This window comes from Streptomyces sp. NPDC043867, assembly GCF_056435845.1.
In genome coordinates, this window is the sequence record NZ_JBWKDS010000048.1 from 44,770 (window position 1) to 63,891 (window position 19,122).

The window sequence follows — 19,122 nt, forward strand, 5'->3', positions numbered from 1 at the left end:
TGGGGGGGGGGGGGGGGGAGAGGAGGGCAGCTTACGGGGGGGCAGGAACCGGGGGGGCGGGGGGGGCCCCCCGGGGGGGGGGGGGGGGGGGCCGACCCCCCCCCCCCCCCCCCCTCTCCGTGGGCAAAAGCCGGCTACTCGCCCTCGTACGCCTCGATCAGCTCCCGCGACCGCTTCACGTCGTCCGCGATGGCCACCAGCAGCTCGTCGATGGAGTCGAACCTGGCCTGGCCACGGACGAACGCGAGGAAGTCGACGGCGACGTGCAGGCCGTACAGGTCCAGGCCGACCCGGTCGATGGCGTACGCCTCGACGGTCCGCTCGGTGCCGTCGAACTGCGGGTTCGTGCCGACGGAGATGGCGGCCGGCATCGCCTCGCCCTGGGCGTGCAGCCAGCCGGCGTAGACGCCGTCGGCGGGGATCGCGGTGTGCGGGAGCGTCTCGACGTTGGCGGTGGGGAAGCCCAGCTCACGGCCCCGCTGGGCACCGCGCACGACGACGCCCTCGACGCGGTGCGGACGGCCGAGGATCTCGCGCGCGCCCTGGATGTCGCCCTCGGCGACCAGCCGGCGGGTGAGGGTCGAGGAGAAGGGTTCCCCGGCACCTGCCTCACCGGTCACGTACAGGTCCACGACCTCGACCTCGAAGTCGTACGTCCGCCCCTGCTCGCGCAGGAAGTCGACGTTGCCCGCGGCCCGGTGACCGAAGCGGAAGTTGGGCCCCTCCACGACGGCCTTCGCGCGCAGCTTGTCGACGAGGACCTTGGCGACGAAGTCGGCGGGCGACAGATTGGAGAACTCGGTGGTGAAGGGAAGGATGAGCAGGGCGTCCACACCCAGCTCGGCCATCAGCTCGGCCCGCCGGTGGTGCGGCGCGAGCAGCGGCGGGTGGCTGCCGGGGCGCACGACCTCGCTGGGGTGCGGGTCGAAGGTGACGACGACGGAGGGAACACCCAGCTCGCGGGCGCGGTCCACGGCATGCCGGATGATCAGCTGGTGCCCGCGGTGCACCCCGTCGTAGGAACCGATGGTGACGACGCTGCGCCCCCAGTCCTCGGGGATGTCCTCCAAGCCACGCCAGCGCTGCACTGTGACCGCTCCTTGTCGAACCTGTGTCCGTGGTTGCCTCATACGCAGGACTAAGGGTGCCATGCCGAGGTGGTTCGGCTCGCATCGGCATGGGCGCTGTGACGGGGCGCACCTCCGCGCCGGACTCAGACGGGGACCCGTACCCCCGCCAGTTTCTCGATCAGGCGCTGGGCGCTGGGTCCCACCACCGCGGACCAGTCCTGCGGAGCGTCGGTGAGCCAGCCCGCGGCCAGGGCCGCGAAGCCCGGCACTTCCCTGGCCAGGTCGACCAGGCCGCAGTCGAAGAGGGTGGCGCCGTCCGGGGTGCGGACCAGCAGGAGACCCGTACGGCGCACCAGCTCACGGGCGTGTCGTCCGTCGCCGCGTGCCGCACCGGCCGCCGCGGCGCGCAGCAGGGCGTCGAGGACGCCGAGGTCCCGCTCACCGGCGAGCAGCAGTTCCAGCAACTCGTGCCGGAGCGCCCGCGAGCGCGGGCTGCCCGGGGCGGCCAGGACGGACGCGAGCCTGGCCCGCACCGCGGGCGGGCCGCCGTCCAGCAGACCCGTGACGAGGGGCATGAGCACGCCACGTGCGTCGCAGCCGTGTTCGAGGCGGCGTTCGACGCAGGCGGCCACGTGCCGGGCGGCCCCGGGACACAGCTCGACGGCCTCCCGTACGAGAGCGGTGACGCGGTGGGCGAGCTCGGGCGTGGTGGCGTCGGCGAGGGTGCGCAGCACGTCGCCCGTGTCGGGGGCGGGTCGCCGCAGCCGCGTCAGGAAGGCGTCGAGCACCGGCTCCGGATCCGTGGTGAGAGCGGGGACGAGGGCGCTCGCGGGAAGCCGCGGGTCACCGGCGGCGAAGCGCTCCAGCGTCGCGGGCAGATACCGGTCCCGGGTCGCCGGGTCGTGGACGAGGAGGGCGAGCGCCGCACCGTGGGCGGCGCCGTCGGCGGGGCGGGCCAGCAGGGCGAACGCCGCGTGGCGCAGCAGGTCACGGTCGGTCTCGGTGCGGACGTGCGGCCCGGTGCGCAGCCCGTACGTCAGCGCGGCCGCGTGCCGGGCGGGCCGCTCGTCGTGGGCCCAGCGGTCGACCGCCCGGCACATGGCCGACGGTTCCTCCTCCGCGAGGGCGGCGAGCAGTTCGTCCCCGCGCGGGTGCGCGCACCCGGCGAGGGCCTCCGTGAGGTCGTCGAGGGCCCGCCTGCGGTGGGCGTACAGCAGGGCCTGGGCCGCGGTCGCCACGGTGGCGTCCGGCGTCGCGGGCAGCGGGCGCTCGTCGTCGAACCAGCGGGTCAGGTGCGGCGGTACGGCGGCGGGGTCGGCGGCGAGGAGCCGGGCGACGGCGTCCAGATAGCGGGGCGTCGACGGGCGGGAGCCTTCCGGCACGGGAGGTTCCGCACGCGCGCCGGGGCCACCCGCGGGAGCGTCCGCGACCCCGCCGTGATCGCTCAGGCACGCGCCGGAGGCGTCTGTGTGAGCGCCCGTGATCTCGCCATGATCCTCTCGGCGCGCGTCGGAACCGACCGCGGGGGCGTCGGCGGAGGGGTCCGCGGTCTCACCGTGATTCCGCCAGGGCTGCCGGGCGGGGGTCCGCCGGCCCGGGGCCGCCGGGTGCGGTGCGTCGTCCGCGACGACCAGTCGCCGCAACAGCTCGAACCGTTCCGGCGCCGGCAGCCGCACCGCCTCCCAGAACCACGGCCCGAACTCCCCGGGCACCCGCCGCCCCTGCGCCCGCCACATGACGATCCGCTCGGCGAGCTGCCGCAGCACCCCGGTGTACGGGGTGGCGTCGGGTACGCGCACCAGGACGTCGCGGAGGAGACGGGCTGCCCACCAGACGGCGTCGCCGGGCGGCTCGGGTGCCGCCGGCAGCAGGGCGTCCACGGCGTCGACCAGGTCCTCGAGGCGAGCGGCGGCGGGTTCGGCGCCGCCGTGCTGCCCGGCCAGCAGGAGGAACGCCTCGACGACCGGGCCGATACGGTGCCGCGGCACGGGAGGCGTACGGCGGTACGCGTCCGCGGCGGCCTCCCCTCCGGCCCGGGAACGGCCGGGCGGGGAGGGCTCCGCGGGACGGGACGGAAGCCGGTCGTCGCCCGCCGCGGACGGGATCTCCCGGGCCCGGTGGACGAGCGCGTGCAGGGCTGCGTCCAGGTCGAGATGCATGCCCTGGATCCAGTCGGCGAGTTCCTCGTGGGCGAAGCGGTACCCGGTGCCCGCGGGCACGACGAGGCCCTCGGCGAGGACGGCTGAGGCCCATCCCGTGGCGGCGCCGAGACGGCTCGCGGGGGCCGTGCCCCACGGGAAGACGGACTCGAAGTCCGCGCGGTCCAACTCCCCCTGTCCGGGGCCGAGACAGCGCCGTGCGGCCTCGTGCAGCTGCCCGGAGACCCGCGCCGCGAGCCGCCGTACGGCGGTGCCCCGCAGCCCGTTCGCCGCCGCGAGCCGGACCGCGACGCGCAGGCACATCAGGTCCAGGTGGGCGGCGAAGACCTCGTCCCGGCCGACGGGACCCTGCGGCGTCCCGCCGGCCCCGGCGGGCAGGGCCGCACGCACCTCCGCCAGCAGCCGCAGGGTCAGGGGGTGGCGGGCGTCCGCGTCCCGGAGGACGCCGTCGGGGATCCCGTGGCGTGCGCGGGCCCGCCGGGCCGCCTCCTCGCCCAGGTCACCGAGCCGCACACAGGGCGGCAGACGATCCCCGTCGAACGGCACGGGCCCCTGGTCTCCACACCCCCCGCACCCCGGCCTCCCGTCCTCGCGCTCCCCGCACCCCGGGCCCACGTCCTCGCGCTCCCCGCACCCCGGGCCCTCGACTCGAGGCGCCCCGCACGCCGGCCCACACCCTCCGCACCCCCGCCTCCCGTCCTCGCGCTCCCCGCACCCCGGCCCACGCACTTCCCGCCGCTCGCACTCACGCCCCTCACCCAGGCGCACCCCAGCACCACCACCCCCGACCGGACCCACCCCGTCACGCGCGGCACCCGCACCCGCGGCACCCGCACCCGCGGCGCCCGCGCCCTCCGCGTCCGACGCCCGATCCGCACCCCCACCGACCAGCAGCCTCCCGTCCCGCCCCCGCTGCGGTTCACAGCCGCCGGCACCCCCGCCCGCCCCGTGCAGCAGCTCCCGCGGGAACTGCTCCCCCGCCTGTTCCCAGTACTCCTCCCGGCACGCGACGACCAGCCGCGCACCGCTGTCCCGCAGCCACGCGGCCGTCCCCGCCGCCCACTCGGCGAGCCTGTGGGCCGGCTCCGGCGGCATCTCCTCGGGGCTGTCGAGAAGCAGCAGCAGCGGACGGCCGGCGGCCCGCGCGAGCCGGGCCAGACGGCCGGGGCCGATGTCGCCCAGCTCGCCCGCGTAACCGGCGGGCGGCAGCACACCTGCGGTGTCGCCGTCGGTGCCGGCGCCGGGGGACCCCGGCTCCCCGGACCGCGAGGCCGCCACGATCCGCCCCGCCCGCTCCAGCGCCCGCGCCGCCGCGTCGGCCACCGAGGTGTCCGTGGCGCGCAGGTCCGCGCCGCGCAGCCACAGCGTGGGCGCCGGTTCCGGGCCCTGGGCCCTTCGTGCGGCGAGCGCCGCCAGTTCCGTCGTACGGCCGCTGCCCGGCCGGCCGACCAGTGCGAGCACCACCGGCCTGCCGGTCGTGAACGCCGCGAACTCCCTGATGACGTCGGGCCGTTCGGCGGTCTCCGGCGCCCCGGCGAAAGTCCCGGTGCCGAAGCCCGTCCGCCGTTCCTCGCCCGCGCCCGCCGGCACCCCCGGGCCTGCGGGCGGACAGGCGGCCCAGGAGCCCGTACGGGCCCGCCCGCCCGGGCCGGAACGCCCGGCGGCCCCGCCCCAGGGGAAGGCGACACCGGCACCGGCACCGGCACCCGCACCCGCACCCGCACCCGCACCGAACACGGTCCCCGGCCCGTCCGACCCCAGCGATGTGGCCGTGAGCTCCAGCACCCCCGCCGGATTCAGATCGGCCCCGTACGCGGGCACCGTCGACGCGTTGCGCGCCAGCAGGTCCGCGAGCACGGGCGGCAGAGAGGACCGGCGCAGGGGCACCGCCAGGCCCGCCGTCCGGTGCCCGGTGTGCAGGGCGGTGCCGAGGACCGCGACGACCGTGCCGGTCGCCGCGTCGAGTACAGGTCCCCCGGCCGCTCCGCCGCCCGGCCGGAGCGCGTCCGTGCCCGCCGTGCCGATCGCCAGCTCCAGGGCGGAGTCGAGCCGGTGGAGACGGTCGGTCGCCGGGTACGTCGCGGCCGTCGCGCCGAGCACGCGCGCCTCCCGCCAGCCGCCCGCGGCGATCCGGACGTACGCGCCGGTCTCGACTCCGTCCCGCACGGTGACGGGGAGCGGGCGGAGGCCGAGGTCGTCGGTGCGTACGAGAGCCAGGTCCGCCTCGGGCAGGGCGGTCACGGAGTCGGCGCCCACCACGCAGACACGGCCGTCGGGGGTGCGCAGGACCAGCCGGGCCAGGCCGTCCACCGCCTCGTGGCTGGTGACGACGGTGCCGTGGTGGTCGGCGGCGAAGCCCGTGCCGCGCGGGCGGCCCGCCAGATCGCTGACCTGCACCAGGGCCGCGTCCGGGGCCGCCACCGGGGCGACGTCCGGTGTCCGCAGGCCCCCGGTCCGAGGGCCACGTCCCGCCATGGTCGAACCTCCCCGCCGTGCGCCTGGTTCCGACGGTAGACAGGGGTCGATCAGCGGGACAGATCACGTGGTGAACGCGCCCCCTCGCACACCCTCGGTTCACTCCGAGCGCCCGTCCGAAGGGGTGAACGGACGGGCGCGGATGGATACACCCTTGGATGGGGGAACCGAGGGGGGACCGTGGAGCGGCGATCAGGAACGAGTGCGTGGCCGCCGCTCCACGGACACCGGATGAGCCGGCCGGACGGGACCGCGCTGCGCGGTGCTCAGCCGAACACCGCCAGGCTCTTCGCCTTGCCCTTCTGGGCCTCCACCAGCGCGAGGAAGCGCCCCGTCGGGTCGTAGACGGCCACGGCGCCCGCTCCCGCGTACTCCTCGGGCATGTCGAGGCGCACGCCGTTGAGGAGCAGCCGGGCCCGCCGGTCGTCCACGTCCCAGCGGGGGAACGCGGCGGCGGCGGCGTCGGCGATGGGCATCACGGTCAGCTCCTGCTGGAGCTGGTCCAGAGTCCTCGCCGCGTCCAGCTTGTACGGGCCGACGCGGGTACGGCGCAGAGCGGTCAGGTGGCCGCCCACCCCGAGGTCCGCACCGAGGTCGCGGGCGAGGGCCCGGATGTAGGTGCCCGAGGAGCACACCACGGACACGATCAGGTCGAGCACGGGCGTGCCGTCCTGCGCGACCGCGTCCCGGACGTCGTACACCGCGAACGACGAGATGGTCACCGGCCGGGCCGGGATCTCGAAGTCCTCGCCCTCACGCGCCCGCTTGTACGAGCGCACCCCGTCGATCTTGATGGCGCTGACCTTGGACGGCACCTGCATGATGTCGCCGCTCAGCTTGGCGATCCCGGCGTCGATGGCGTCGCGCCTGATGCCGGAGGCGTCGGCCGAGGAGATGATGTCGCCCTCGGCGTCGTCCGTCAGCGTGTTCTGGCCGAGCCGGATCGTGCCGAGGTACTCCTTCTCGGTGAGCGCGAGGTGCCCGAGCAGCTTGGTCGCCTTCTCGACGCCGAGGACGAGCACGCCCGTCGCCATGGGGTCGAGAGTGCCGGCGTGGCCGACGCGGCGGGTCCTGGCGATCCCGCGCATCTTGGCGACCACGTCGTGCGAAGTGAAGCCCGACGGCTTGTCTACGACGACAAGCCCGTCGGGCGTCCTGTGCTTCTCCGTCATTCGGCGGCGTCGTCCTCGTCGTCGTCCTCGCCCGGCTTCTTGTACGGGTCGGCGTCGCCCGCGAAGGCGGCGCCCGCCGAGACCTCGCGGACCTTCGCGTCGGAGGCCCGCGCCTTGTCGAGGAGGTCCTCGATGGTCTTGGCGGTGTCGGGCAGGGCGTCCGCCACGAAGGTGAGGGAGGGCGTGAACTTCACACCGGCCGCCGCACCAACCGCGGAACGGAGCACGCCCTTGGCGCTCTCCAGGCCCGCGGCCGCGGCCGCCCGCTCCTCGTCGTCCCCGTACACCGTGTAGAAGACGGTCGCCTCCCGGAGGTCCCCGGTGACCCGGGTGTCCGTGATGGTCACATGCGAACCGAGCCGCGGGTCCTTGATCCCGCGCTGCAGCTTCTGGGCCACCACCTCTCGGATGAGGTCCGCCAGCCTCTTAGCCCGCGCGTTGTCGGCCACTGGTCCGTCTCCTTCTTCGCCTTGCTTGTTCCGTCAGTCTTCGTCTTTGTGGAGTCTGCGCCGAACCGACAGCAGATCCACCTCCGGTCGCGCCGCGACGAGCCGTTCGCACCGGTCCAGGACGTCGGTGAGGTGCTCGGTGTCTCCGGAGACCACCGCCAGACCGATCTCGGCCCTGCGGTGGAGGTCCTGGTTGCCCGTCTCCGCCACGCTCACCGGGTACTTCCGCTGAAGCTCGGCGACGATCGGCCGGACGAGGGAGCGCTTCTCCTTCAGCGAGTGGACGTCGCCGAGAAGCAGATCGAAGGACAGTGTCCCCACGTACATGTGTGTCCGGATGTCCCGCCGGTACGGGGTAGATGGCCCAGCCAAATGTTTGGCGGGACACCAGAACCGTACAACGAAGGGCCGGGGTCCTCGACAGGGTTTCCGGGGCGCGGCCCCCGCAAACGGCAAGCTGGCCGGCGGTGACTTGTCACCGCCGGCCAGCTCACACAACCGCTTTACGAGCGCGGCTTCTCCCGCATCTCGTACGTCGCGATGACGTCGTCGACCTTGATGTCGTTGAAGTTTCCGAGGTTGATACCACCCTCGAAGCCTTCGCGGATCTCGGTGACGTCGTCCTTGAAGCGACGCAGCCCGGAGATGTTGAGGCTCTCCGCGATGACCTTGCCGTCGCGGATGAGGCGCGCCTTGGTGTTGCGCTTGACCTCGCCCGAGCGGACCAGGACACCGGCGATGTTGCCCAGCTTGGACGACTTGAAGACCTCGCGGATCTCCGCCGTGCCGAGCTCGACCTCCTCGTACTCCGGCTTCAGCATGCCCTTCAGGGCCGCCTCGATCTCCTCGATGGCCTGGTAGATCACCGAGTAGTACCGGACGTCGACGCCCTCGCGCTCCGCCATCTGCGCCGCGCGGCCCGCAGCGCGGACGTTGAAGCCGATGACGATCGCGTCGGAGCCGGTCGCCAGGTTGATGTCCGACTCGGTGACCGCACCCACACCGCGGTGCAGGATGCGGATGTCGACCTCTTCGCCGACGTCGAGCTGGAGCAGCGAGGACTCGAGAGCCTCCACCGAACCGGACGCGTCGCCCTTGATGATGAGGTTGAGTTCCTGCACCAGACCGGCCTTGAGGGCCTCGTCCAGGTTCTCCAGGGAGAACCGGACTCCGCGCCGGGCGAAGTTGGCGTTGCGCTCACGCGCCGCGCGCTTCTCGGCGATCTGGCGGGCCGTGCGGTCCTCGTCGACGACGAGGAAGTTGTCGCCGGCGCCCGGGACGTTGGTGAGACCGAGGACGAGGACCGGGGTCGAGGGACCCGCCTCTTCCACGTTCTCGCCCTTGTCGTCGAGCATCGCGCGGACACGGCCGTACGCGTCGCCGACCACCATGGTGTCGCCGACCCGCAGGGTGCCTCGCTGGACCAGGACGGTCGCGACGGCACCGCGGCCGCGGTCGAGGTGGGACTCGATCGCAATACCCTGCGCGTCCTGCTCCGGGTTGGCCCGCAGGTCGAGCGAGGCGTCCGCGGTGAGGACCACGGCCTCCAGCAGGCTCTCGATGTTGAGGCCCTGCTTGGCGGAGATGTCGACGAACATCGTGTCGCCGCCGTACTCCTCGGCCACCAGACCGAACTCGGTGAGCTGGCCGCGCACCTTGGTCGGGTCCGCGCCCTCGACGTCGATCTTGTTGACCGCGACCACGATCGGCACGTCGGCCGCCTTGGCGTGGTTCAGCGCCTCGATCGTCTGGGGCATCACACCGTCGTTGGCCGCCACCACGAGGATCGCGATGTCGGTCGACTTGGCACCACGGGCACGCATGGCGGTGAACGCCTCGTGACCCGGGGTGTCGATGAAGGTGATCTTGCGCTCTTCGTCGTTGACCTGAGTCGTGACCTGGTACGCACCGATGTGCTGCGTGATACCGCCGGCCTCGCCCGCGACGACGTTCGTCTTGCGGATGGTGTCGAGGAGGCGGGTCTTACCGTGGTCGACGTGACCCATGACGGTCACGACCGGCGGACGCGCGACGAGGAACTCCTCGCCACCCTCGTCCTCGCCGAACTCGATGTCGAAGGACTCGAGCAGCTCGCGGTCCTCCTCCTCGGGGCTGACGATCTCGAGGACGAAGTTCATCTCGTCCGCGAGGAGCTTCAGCGTCTCGTCGGAGACGGACTGCGTGGCAGTGACCATCTCGCCGAGGTTCATCATCACGCCGACGAGCGACGCCGGGTTCGCGCCGATCTTCTCCGCGAAGTCGGTGAGGGACGCACCGCGCGACAGGCGGACGGACTGTCCGTTGCCGCGAGGCAGCATGACGCCGCCGACCGACGGGGCCTGCATGGCCTCGTACTCCTGGCGCCTCTGCCGCTTCGACTTGCGGCCACGACGGGCGGGCCCGCCGGGACGGCCGAACGCACCCTGCGTGCCTCCACGGGCACCGGGACCACCCGGACGACCGCCGAAGCCGGGACGGCCACCGCCGCCACCGGGACCACCCGGACGGCCGGCGAAACCGCCGCCACCGCCACCGGGACCACCCGGACGACCGGCGAAACCGCCACCGGGACCAGCGGGACGACCGGCGAAACCGCCGCCGCCACCCGGACGACCGCCGCCACCGGCACCGCCGGGACGACCGCCGCCACCGGGACCGCGGCCACCGCCGGGGCCACCACCGGGACGCGGGCCCGCAGCGGGACGCTGCGGCATCATGCCGGGGTTCGGACGGTTGCCGCCCGGGGCGCCGCCGGGACGCGGAGCGCCGCCCTGCGGACGGGGCATGCCGCCCGGAGCCGGACGGGCACCGCCCTGGCCCTGCGGACGCGGAGCGCCACCGGGACCACCCTGCGGACGGGGACCACCCTGGCCGGCACCCTGCGGGCGCGGGGCGCCCGGGGCACCGGGGCCGCCGGGACGCGGAGCGCCGCCCGGACGGGGCGCCTGCGGGCGCGCCATACCGGTGGAGCCACCAGAGGTGAAGGGGTTGTTGCCCGGACGGGGACCGGCCGGACGGGCGCCCGGACGCGGGGCCTGGCCGCCGGGACGCGCGGCGCCCTGACGGTCACCGCGGTCGCCGCGCTCGGGACGGTCACCACGGCCCTGGCCGCCCTGGCCGGGACCACCGGCGGGACGGGCACCGGGACGCGGGGCCTGGCCGCCGGGACGCGGAGCGCCCGGACGGGCACCCGCGGCGGGGGCGGAGGGAGCCGACGGAGCCGACGGTGCCGCCGGCGCCGAGGGCGGCGCGGTGAACTCGGGCGCGGCCGGAGCCGGAGCCGCCGGAGCGGGCTTCGGCGCGGGCTTGGGACCCGGGCGCGGGCCCGCTGCCGCCGGGGTGACCGGAGCGGCCGGGGCGGCAGGCGCCGCGGGCTTCTCGGCCGCGGCCGGCTTCGGGGCCGGCGGGCGCGGGGCGGCCGGACGGGCCGCCTGCGCCGGAGAGGGGGCTGCCGGACGAGCCGGCGAAGACTTGCGCGGGGCGGACTTGCCGCCGCCGTTGCTGCCCTGCTGGAAAGCATCGGTCAGCTTGCGTACAACGGGCGCCTCGATCGTCGAGGACGCCGAACGGACGAATTCACCGAGTTCCTGGAGCTTGGCCATGACGGCCTTGCTCTCAACTCCGAACTCCTTGGCGAGTTCGTATACCCGGACCTTAGCCACATCGCTCCTTTTAGGTCCGGGTTGCGTCCGGACCGTCGCTACTTCATGGGCGTACTCATCGCGTGCTCATCGAGTGCTCATCGCAATCTCGACCTACTTCCAACTCGCGGGGTACCAAGGCCGCACGGGGTTCCGTGCGACACATGTCTTACGGTGTTGCCTGCTCGGCAACCGTCTCCTCGACCGCTCGGCGCAAGGCCGACATGTCGAGCACTCCCTGGGCACGCAGCGCCCGTGGGATCGCCCGGCGGCGGACCGCCAGGTCGAGACAGGCCACGGTGGGGTGCACGTATGCACCCCGGCCGGGCAGCGTACCGCGAAGATCGGGGACGCATGCGTCCTCGATCGCCACGATGCGCAGCAGATCGGTCTTGGCCGCTCGATCCCGGCACCCCACACAGGTGCGTTCGGGGCATGCGCGGGCTCGCGTCCGGCCAGACACTCTTAAGTCTACCTCCCCGCACGGACCTCACCCCTTTGGGGCAGGAATCGAACAGTTGCCGTGCGTAAAACTGTCGTGATCGAAGCGTCACACGGCCGGGATCCGTCACCCGGCCGTGCGTGTGCCCGCGTCAGTCCCGCTTCTCGTCCGGCTGCTCGGTGTCCGGGCGGATGTCGATGCGCCAGCCGGTCAGCCGGGCGGCGAGACGGGCGTTCTGGCCCTCCTTGCCGATGGCCAGCGACAGCTGGTAGTCCGGGACCGTCACCCGCGCGGAGCGGGCCGCGAGGTCGACGACCTCGACCTTGGAGACCCGGGCCGGGGACAGCGCGTTCCCGACCATGTCGGCCGGGTCGTCCGACCAGTCGACGATGTCGATCTTCTCGCCGTTGAGCTCGGCCATCACGTTGCGCACCCGGCCGCCCATGGGGCCGATGCAGGCGCCCTTGGCGTTCAGGCCCGAGCGCGTGGAACGCACCGCGATCTTCGTGCGGTGGCCGGCCTCGCGGGCGATGGCCGCGATCTCGACCGAGCCGTCGGCGATCTCCGGCACCTCGAGGGCAAACAGCTTCTTGACCAGGTTCGGGTGCGTACGGGACAGGGTCACCGAGGGGCCGCGTACGCCCTTGGCCACCCGCACGACGTACGAGCGCAGGCGGGTGCCGTGCTGGTACTGCTCGCCGGGGACCTGCTCCTGCACCGGCAGGATGGCCTCCATCTTGCCGATGTCGACCATCACGTTCTTCGGGTCGCGGCCCTGCTGGACGACGCCCGTGACGATGTCGCCCTCCCGGCCCGCGTACTCACCGAGGGTCGCGTCGTCCTCGGCGTCCCGCAGGCGCTGCAGGATCACCTGCTTGGCGGTGGTGGCGGCGATACGGCCGAATCCCGACGGTGTGTCGTCGAACTCGCGCGCCTCCTGCCCCTCCTCCAGCTCCGCCGGGTCCTCCTTCGCCCACACGGTCACGTGACCGCTCTCCCGGTTGAGCTCCACGCGCGCGTGGCGGCGGCTTCCGTCGGTGCGGTGGTAGGCGATGAGGAGGGCCGACTCGATCGCTCCGACCAGCAGGTCGAAGGAGATCTCCTTCTCCCGTACCAGGCCCCGCAGGGCACTCATGTCGATGTCCACGGCTACGCCTCCTCTGCGTTCTCTTCGTTCTCGTCGTTCTTGGTCCTGCGGTTGAACTCGACCTGGACGCGCGCCTTGGCGACGTCCGAGAAGGCGAGCCGCCTGGCGGTGGGTCTGCGCCCCTTCACGCCGGGCACTTCGACGTCGATGCCGTCGTCGTCGACCTCGAGGATCCGGGCGATCAGTTCGTCGCCCTCGCCCAGCTGGAACTTCACGAGCCGGTCGACGGCGCGTACGTAGTGGCGGTGCTCCGTGAGCTCGCGCTCGGCACCCGGGGTTCCGACCTCGAGGGTGTACTCGCCCTCGCCCATCGCGTCCGTCTCGTCGAGCTTCGCCGAGAGCGCGCGGCTCACATCGGCGATCTGGTCGAGGTCGGCACCGGCGTCCGAGTCGACGACGACACGCAGCACCCGCTTGCGCCCGACCGAGTCCACTTCGATCTGCTCGAGATCGAGTCCCTGAGAGCCGACGAGCGGTTCCAGCAGTTCTCGCAGCCTCTCGCTCTGGGTGGTGCTCATCCGGGTGACTCCTCGGCCGCGTGTGCTGTTGTGGGTTGGTCGTGTGTCAGGTGAAAGGGTATCCGGTCGCGGGGGGTGTTGCCGTCCACCGCGGCGGGGGCGGCACGCGGGACGGGACGCCCCCGCTCCCGGGAGAGCCGCTGGCGGGCGCCGGGCCGGTGCGCGGGTACCGTGATCGCGGGCCTGCCGCCCTCCCTGTCGTTCGAGCCTGCCGAGGACGTCTGCCGTGCCGTTCACCCTGCCGCCGCGCACCCCGCCGGGGCCGCGCCGAAGGAGCCTGCTCGCGTCGGCCGCGGGCGCGTTCGCGCTCGCGGGCTGTACCGCCCACGAGTCCGCCACCGACACCGCCGACGGGAGCCCGTCCGCGGGCGACCGGGCACGCGCGCGTGCGGCCCGCGACAGCGAGACGCTCGCCGCGCGGTACGCCGCCGTGATCGCCGCCCATCCGCCCCTGGCCGGGCGGCTGGACCCGCTGCGCACCGAGGTCGTCCGCCACGCACGGGCCTTCGGAGCGGGCGCGCGGACGTCGGCCTCCCCCTCGCCCTCCCGTTCGGCGTCGGCATCGGCATCGGCTTCCACGGCTCCGTCCGCGAGCGCCTCCGCCGTACCGGAGCGGGAGAAGGACGCGCTCGCCGAACTGGCCGCGGCGGAGCGCACCCTGGCGGACCGGCGCGCCAAGGAGCTGGTGGAGGTGCCGGGCGAGCTGGCCAGGCTGCTGGCCTCGGTGGCGGCGGCCGGCGCGGCCCACGCCTTTCTGCTGACGGAGGACGGCAAGTGAGCACGGCGGGTACCGGGAAGAAGGCCGCGGAGCTGAAGGCCCTGCAGGCCGCGCTGGGCGCCGAACACGCCGCCGTGTACGGGTACGGCGTCGTCGGCGGCAGGATCGCCGCGGCGCGCCGGGACGAGGCACGGGCGGCCTACGACGCGCACCGGGCGCGGCGCGACGAGCTGGAGCGTCTCGTGCGTGACCTGGACGGGAAGCCGGTGGCCTCGGCGGCCGCGTACGCGCTGCCGTTCGCCGTGCCGGACTCGGCGGCGGCGGTGCGGCTCGCCGCCGAGCTGGAGGACCGGCTGGCCGGTGTCTACGGCGACCTGGTGCGGGCAGCCGGGGGGACACGGCGGCGCGGCGCCGCGGACGCGCTGAGGGAGGCGGCGGTGCGGGCGGTGCGCTGGCGCGGCGAGAGCGTAGCCTTCCCTGGGCTCGCCGAGCGGGCGGCCGGCCCGTCGGCGTCGGTGGCCCCGCCGACGTGACGCGACCTGGAAGGAACGACTCGCGGATGGCTTTCGAACCGCCGCAGCGCCTCGTGCGGGCGCTCGGCGAGACGCGGCAGAACGGGACCGACGCGGCCGCCGAGTGGCTGGAGAAGCTGCCCGAACAGGTTCAGCAGGCCGTCGGTCTACGCGAGTTGACGGTCGAGCGGGTGCAGGCTCCGGGTGGCCGCAGCAGTCTGGTCGTCCTGGTCCGGCTGGCCGACGGGACACCCGCCGTGCTGAAGCTGGCGCCCGAGCGGGCCCGGCCCGCGCACGAGCGGGCGGCACTGGCGCACTGGGACGGCTTCGGCGCCGTGCAGCTGCTCGATACCGGCGACGCGCAGGGGGTGCTGCTGCTGGAGCGGCTGCACCCCGAGGTGTCGGTGCGGTCGCTGCCCGAGGCGAAGGCGCTGCTGGAGGCCGCCGGGACGCTGCGGCGGCTGTGGGTCGAGCCGCCGTCGTGGCATGTCTTCGAGACGGTGGCCGAGCGGACCGGCCGGCAGGCCGAGGCGATGCGGGCGAGCGCCGACAGTGAGAGCGGACCGCTGGTGGACGCGGCGCTCGCGGCGCGTGAGGAACTGCTCGCCGGTGACCCCGAACAGCGGCTGCTGCACGGCACGTTCCGGCAGAGCAAGGTGCTGGCCGGGGAGCGGCTGCCGTGGCTGGCGGTGGGACCCGATCCGGTGATCGGCGAGTGCGCCTTCGACCTGGCCCGGCTGGTCCGGGACCGCGTGGAGGACCTGATCGCCTCGCCGTCGGGCGCGTCGATCACCCGCCGCCGGGTGAAGCGGCTGGCCGAGTCGCTGGACCTGGACCAGGAACGGCTGCGGGGCTGGACCCTCTTTCGGGCGGTGGAGTCCGGCGTCAGGGCCCGGCGGGTGGGGCGGGCACAGGACGCGGAGCTGCTGCTGGAGTTCGCGGGCTGGCTCTGAGGGGCCCACGCGGCCGCTCCCCGGCGGCGGCGGGCACGCGGTGACACGCGCACGCGGTGACACGCACTCCCCCACTGCCGGAGAGCGTGAGAGGTACCCCGCTGCCGAAGGGCGTGGGAGGTACCCCACCCGTCTTGAGTGCGTGGGAGGTACCCCACTCGCCGCACCGGGCGCAGACCCAAGTACGTCCGGTACGGGGCTCCACGCCCGGAGGGCGGCCACGCGCCTGACACCGCGGGGCCGCCCTCCGGGCGACGAATGGCCGGACGGACCCTAGGCCGACAGGCGGGCGATCGCCTCGTCGACGGTGAGCTCCTCGCGCTCACCGGTGCGGCGGTCCTTGAGTTCCAGGACGCCCTCGGCGGAGCGGCGGCCGGCGACGAGGATCTTCGGCACGCCGATGAGTTCGGCGTCGGTGAACTTCACGCCCGGCGACACGCCGGCCCGGTCGTCCACCAGGACCCGTACGCCGGCCTCGGCCAGCTTCTCGGAGACGTCCAGGGCCAGTTCGGTCTGCAGGGCCTTGCCCGCGGCGACGACGTGGACGTCGGCCGGGGCGATCTCCTTGGGCCAGCACAGGCCCTGGTCGTCCGCCGACTGCTCCGCCAGCGCGGCCACGGCACGCGAGACGCCGATGCCGTACGAGCCCATCGTCACGCGGACGGGCTTGCCCTGCTGGCCGAGGACGTCGAGCTGGAAGGTGTCCGCGTACTTGCGGCCCAGCTGGAAGATGTGGCCGATCTCGATGGCGCGGTCCAGCTTCAGGCCGGTGCCGCACTTGGGGCAGGGGTCGCCCTCCTCGACGACGACGACGTCGAGGTAGTCGTCGACCTCGAAGTCGCGGCCGGCGACGACGTTCTTCGCGTGCTTGCCGGTCTTGTTGGCGCCGGTGATCCAGGCGGTGCCGGGCGCGACGCGCGGGTCGGCGATGTAGCGGACCTTGTCCAGGCCCTGCGGGCCGACGTAGCCGCGTACGAGGTCGTCGCGGCCCTCGAAGTCCTCGGCCGTGACCAGCTCGACGACCGCCGGGGCGAGGTGCTCGCCGAGCTTGCCGAGGTCGACCTCGCGGTCGCCGGGGACGCCGACGGCCACGATCTCGCCGTCGACCTTGACCAGCAGGTTCTTCAGGGTGGCGGAGGCGGGGACGCCGAGGTGCCCGGCCAGCGTCTCGATGGTCGGGGTGTCGGGGGTGTCCAGCTCCTCGACCGGGCCGTGGTCTCCCGGGACGGGGGCGAGGGCGAAGGTGACCGCCTCCGTGTTCGCCGCGTAGTCGCAGGCGGGGCAGTCCACGAAGGTGTCCTCACCCGCGGCGGCGGGGGCGAGGAACTCCTCGGAGGCCGAGCCGCCCATCGCGCCGGAGACGGCGGAGACGATGCGGTAGTCAAGGCCGAGGCGCTGGAAGATCTTCTGGTACGCGGCGCGGTGCAGCGCGTACGACTCGGCCAGGCCCTCGTCGGTGGTGTCGAAGGAGTACGAGTCCTTCATCTGGAACTCGCGGCCGCGCAGCACGCCGGAGCGCGGGCGGGCCTCGTCGCGGTACTTCGTCTGGATCTGGTAGAGCATGACCGGCAGGTCCTTGTAGGACGTGCACTGGTCCTTGACGACCAGGGTGAAGATCTCCTCGTGGGTGGGGCCGAGGAGGTAGTCGCCGCCCTTGCGGTCCTTCAGGCGGAACAGCAGGTCGCCGTACTCCTCCCAGCGGCCGGACGCCTCGTAGGGCTCCTTGGGGAGCAGGGCCGGCAGCAGGACCTCCTGGGCGCCGATCGCGTCCATCTCCTCGCGGACGACGCGGGAGATGTTGTCGAGGACCTTCTTGCCCAGCGGCAGCCAGGTCCAGATGCCCGCGGAGTTGCGGCGCACGTAGCCGGCGCGGACGAGCAGCTTGTGGCTGAGCGTCTCGGCGTCCGCCGGGTCGTCACGCAGTGTCTTGACCATCAAACGGGACATGCGCTGGACCTGGGCCATATTTCTCGACTCCTGCTGCGTAAGGGTGATGGCAAGGAGGTTAGCCGGGCGGCACGGGACGGTGGAAATCGGATTACGGGCGCCGCCGCAACCCGGAGGTCGCTAGCGGCGCCGCAGCGGGAGCGGAGCGCCCATGACCGCGTACGGTTTCGGGGCGCTCGGGAAGAGGACCTGGCGGGCCAGGTCCGTGTAGCCGAGGGAGCGGTACAGGCCGCGGGCGGGGCTCTCGGTGTCGATCGCCGAGAGGATGGAGCGGGGCTGTGCGGCGCCGTCCGTGAGGGTGGTGATCAGGGCGCGGCCGATGCCCCGGTTCTGGTGGTCGGGGTGGACGTGCAGCTCGGTGATCACGAAGGAGTTGTCGAGCCAGCCGTCCTGGCCCTGGCCGCGCAGATACGGTTCCACGACGGTGGACCACCAGTGCGTGCGGTCGTTGGGCATGCCGTAGACGAAGCCGGCGAGCCGTCCGTCGGCGGTGGTGGCGCCGAGCGCGCGGGCCCCCGGGTACACCAGGTGCCGCAGCACGATCTGCCGGCGTACGGCGATCTCCTCGGCGCCGAGCCCGAACGCGAGGGCCTGCACGGCGAGCGCCTCGTCGACCCGCGCGGCGAGATCCAGCGTGCCGATGACCACGTCGTCGGGGTGGTGGGGCCCCTGACCGGGAAAGCGCAGCATGCCGGGGAGACTACAGGCAGCTCCGGGGTGTCAGAACAGCACGCTCATGAAGGCCCCGACCTCGCGGAATCCCACGCGCCGGTACGTCGCCCGGGCGGCGGTGTTGAAGTCGTTGACGTAGAGACTGACGAGGGGCGCGACGTCGGCGAGGGCGTAGCGCAGGACGGCGGCCATGCCGGGCGCGGCGATTCCCCGGCCCCGGTACTCGGGGGCGACCCAGACGCCCTGGATCTGGCAGGCGTGGTCGGTGGCGGCGCCGATCTCGGCCTTGAAGACGACCTTGCCGTCCTCGTCCAGGCGGGCGAAGGAGCGTCCCGCGCCGACGAGTTCGGCGACCCGGGCCTGGTAGAGCAGTCCGCCGTCGCCGGCCGTCGGGGAGATGCCGACCTCCTCGGTGAACATGGCCACGCAGGCGGGCATGATCGTCTCCATCTCGTCCTTGCGCATACGGCGGACGTACGGATCCGGGGCCATGTCGTCGGGGAGCCGGTCGGTGACCATGAGCGGCTGGTTGCCGCGGACCTCGCGGGCGGGTCCCCAGTTGGGTTCGAGCAGGCGCCACAGCTGGGCGGTGGGTCCGGCGGGGCCGACGATGGAGGAGCAGCGGCGGCCCGCGCGGCGGGCGCGGTCGGCGAAGGCGCGGACGGCGCGGGGGGTGGCGCAGATGGGGACGAGGTTCGCGCCCGCGTAGCACAGGGACGTCAGCATGCCGTCCTCGTACCAGCCCCACATCTCGCCGCCGAGGCGCCAGGGGTCGAGGCCCGCGACCTTCACCCGGGAGGCCACGAAGGCGTTCGCCACCGGCTCGCTGTCGAGGACGGCGAGCGCGGCGTCCAGGTCACTCGGTTCGAGGACCCTGGTGGTGGTCTGGGTCAACACGTGCGGGGGCCTCACCATACGGTCTGCTGATCTCCGCACTGTACCTGTCAGGGGTGTGCGGCGCCGCCGGTGTCCGCGGCCCGGAAACCCGGGCGGCGGCCCGGGAGCGAGGGGCTCCCGGGGCGGGGGCGTTGGGCGGGGGGTCAGCCCGCGACCGACACCGAGGGCTCTCCGGAGGCGATGCCGTCGGCCTCCATCTGCTCGGCGAGTTTCATCGCCTCTTCGATGAGGGTCTCCACGATCTTCGACTCGGGAACGGTCTTGATGACCTCGCCCTTGACGAAGATCTGCCCCTTGCCGTTGCCGGACGCGACACCGAGGTCCGCCTCACGCGCCTCACCCGGACCGTT

General features: G+C 73.7%; 15 protein-coding genes and 1 pseudogene. 3 read left to right on the forward strand and 13 right to left on the reverse strand.

Annotated elements, in window-relative coordinates:
* Positions 1 to 134: 134 nt before the first annotated feature.
* From AC069T_RS33330 to rimP, 9 genes are all read right to left on the reverse strand, one after another.
* Positions 135 to 1,088: a bifunctional riboflavin kinase/FAD synthetase gene (locus tag AC069T_RS33330; protein WP_478786292.1), complete on the reverse strand. Its 954-nt coding sequence runs from the start codon at positions 1,086 to 1,088 to the stop codon at positions 135 to 137.
* A gap of 125 nt (positions 1,089 to 1,213) precedes the next feature.
* Positions 1,214 to 5,704 (reverse strand): hypothetical protein, encoded by a 4,491-nt coding sequence (locus tag AC069T_RS33335; protein WP_478786293.1) that lies wholly within the window; start codon positions 5,702 to 5,704, stop codon positions 1,214 to 1,216.
* A 266-nt stretch (positions 5,705 to 5,970) separates the two neighbouring features.
* On the reverse strand, positions 5,971 to 6,876 hold the full coding sequence (gene truB / locus AC069T_RS33340) for a tRNA pseudouridine(55) synthase TruB (protein WP_478786294.1): 906 nt from the start codon (positions 6,874 to 6,876) through the stop codon (positions 5,971 to 5,973).
* A complete protein-coding gene (gene rbfA / locus AC069T_RS33345) occupies positions 6,873 to 7,325 on the reverse strand; it encodes a 30S ribosome-binding factor RbfA (protein ID WP_358855907.1) in 453 nt (150 codons plus the stop codon). Before rbfA ends, truB begins: the two co-directional genes overlap by 4 nt.
* A gap of 33 nt (positions 7,326 to 7,358) precedes the next feature.
* On the reverse strand, positions 7,359 to 7,652 hold the full coding sequence (locus tag AC069T_RS33350; protein WP_355793302.1) for a DUF503 domain-containing protein: 294 nt from the start codon (positions 7,650 to 7,652) through the stop codon (positions 7,359 to 7,361).
* 176 nt (positions 7,653 to 7,828) lie between these two features.
* A complete protein-coding gene (gene infB, locus AC069T_RS33355; protein ID WP_388789590.1) occupies positions 7,829 to 10,987 on the reverse strand; it encodes a translation initiation factor IF-2 in 3,159 nt (1,052 codons plus the stop codon).
* Between the two features lie 148 nt (positions 10,988 to 11,135).
* Positions 11,136 to 11,429: a YlxR family protein gene (locus AC069T_RS33360; RefSeq protein ID WP_478786295.1), complete on the reverse strand. Its 294-nt coding sequence runs from the start codon at positions 11,427 to 11,429 to the stop codon at positions 11,136 to 11,138.
* A 130-nt stretch (positions 11,430 to 11,559) separates the two neighbouring features.
* Entirely contained in the window at positions 11,560 to 12,555 is a 996-nt protein-coding gene (gene nusA, locus AC069T_RS33365) for a transcription termination factor NusA (protein WP_478786296.1), read from the reverse strand.
* 2 nt (positions 12,556 to 12,557) lie between these two features.
* Positions 12,558 to 13,073 (reverse strand): ribosome maturation factor RimP, encoded by a 516-nt coding sequence (gene rimP / locus AC069T_RS33370; RefSeq protein ID WP_478786297.1) that lies wholly within the window; start codon positions 13,071 to 13,073, stop codon positions 12,558 to 12,560.
* A 226-nt stretch (positions 13,074 to 13,299) separates the two neighbouring features.
* Between rimP and AC069T_RS33375 the strand changes: the two genes are divergently transcribed.
* The 3 genes from AC069T_RS33375 to AC069T_RS33385 are packed head-to-tail and all read left to right on the forward strand — an operon-like array spanning position 13,300 to position 15,256.
* Entirely contained in the window at positions 13,300 to 13,851 is a 552-nt protein-coding gene (locus AC069T_RS33375) for a hypothetical protein (RefSeq protein ID WP_478786298.1), read from the forward strand.
* Positions 13,848 to 14,324, forward strand: coding sequence for a ferritin-like domain-containing protein (locus tag AC069T_RS33380; protein WP_478786299.1), 477 nt, complete (start codon positions 13,848 to 13,850; stop codon positions 14,322 to 14,324). Before AC069T_RS33375 ends, AC069T_RS33380 begins: the two co-directional genes overlap by 4 nt.
* Before the next feature lie 26 nt (positions 14,325 to 14,350).
* Positions 14,351 to 15,256: an aminoglycoside phosphotransferase family protein gene (locus tag AC069T_RS33385; protein ID WP_478786300.1), complete on the forward strand. Its 906-nt coding sequence runs from the start codon at positions 14,351 to 14,353 to the stop codon at positions 15,254 to 15,256.
* A 273-nt stretch (positions 15,257 to 15,529) separates the two neighbouring features.
* Here AC069T_RS33385 and AC069T_RS33390 read toward each other — a convergent pair whose 3' ends face one another.
* The 4 genes and pseudogenes from AC069T_RS33390 to AC069T_RS33405 all read right to left on the reverse strand — a co-directional run.
* The gene (locus AC069T_RS33390; RefSeq protein ID WP_478786301.1) at positions 15,530 to 17,221 is read right to left on the reverse strand and encodes a proline--tRNA ligase; all 1,692 of its coding nucleotides are present in this window, start codon (positions 17,219 to 17,221) and stop codon (positions 15,530 to 15,532) included.
* Between the two features lie 102 nt (positions 17,222 to 17,323).
* Entirely contained in the window at positions 17,324 to 17,893 is a 570-nt protein-coding gene (locus AC069T_RS33395; RefSeq protein ID WP_478786302.1) for a GNAT family N-acetyltransferase, read from the reverse strand.
* Between the two features lie 30 nt (positions 17,894 to 17,923).
* Complete coding sequence (locus AC069T_RS33400) at positions 17,924 to 18,772, reverse strand: GNAT family N-acetyltransferase (RefSeq protein WP_478786303.1); 849 nt, start codon at positions 18,770 to 18,772, stop codon at positions 17,924 to 17,926.
* 143 nt (positions 18,773 to 18,915) lie between these two features.
* Positions 18,916 to 19,122: pseudogene (locus AC069T_RS33405) on the reverse strand (flavodoxin-dependent (E)-4-hydroxy-3-methylbut-2-enyl-diphosphate synthase); the annotation flags it as partial.

What these genes read in the sequence shown, in the direction of transcription:
- AC069T_RS33335 (WP_478786293.1), bottom strand. Translation starts at nt 5,704, where the DNA reads ATGGCGGGACGTGGCCCTCGGACCGGGGGCCTGCGGACACCGGACGTC.
- truB (WP_478786294.1), bottom strand. Translation starts at nt 6,876, where the DNA reads ATGACGGAGAAGCACAGGACGCCCGACGGGCTTGTCGTCGTAGACAAG.
- AC069T_RS33350 (WP_355793302.1), bottom strand. Translation starts at nt 7,652, where the DNA reads ATGTACGTGGGGACACTGTCCTTCGATCTGCTTCTCGGCGACGTCCAC.
- rimP (WP_478786297.1), bottom strand. Translation starts at nt 13,073, where the DNA reads ATGAGCACCACCCAGAGCGAGAGGCTGCGAGAACTGCTGGAACCGCTC.
- AC069T_RS33385 (WP_478786300.1), top strand. Translation starts at nt 14,351, where the DNA reads ATGGCTTTCGAACCGCCGCAGCGCCTCGTGCGGGCGCTCGGCGAGACG.
- AC069T_RS33390 (WP_478786301.1), bottom strand. Translation starts at nt 17,221, where the DNA reads ATGGCCCAGGTCCAGCGCATGTCCCGTTTGATGGTCAAGACACTGCGT.
- AC069T_RS33395 (WP_478786302.1), bottom strand. Translation starts at nt 17,893, where the DNA reads ATGCTGCGCTTTCCCGGTCAGGGGCCCCACCACCCCGACGACGTGGTC.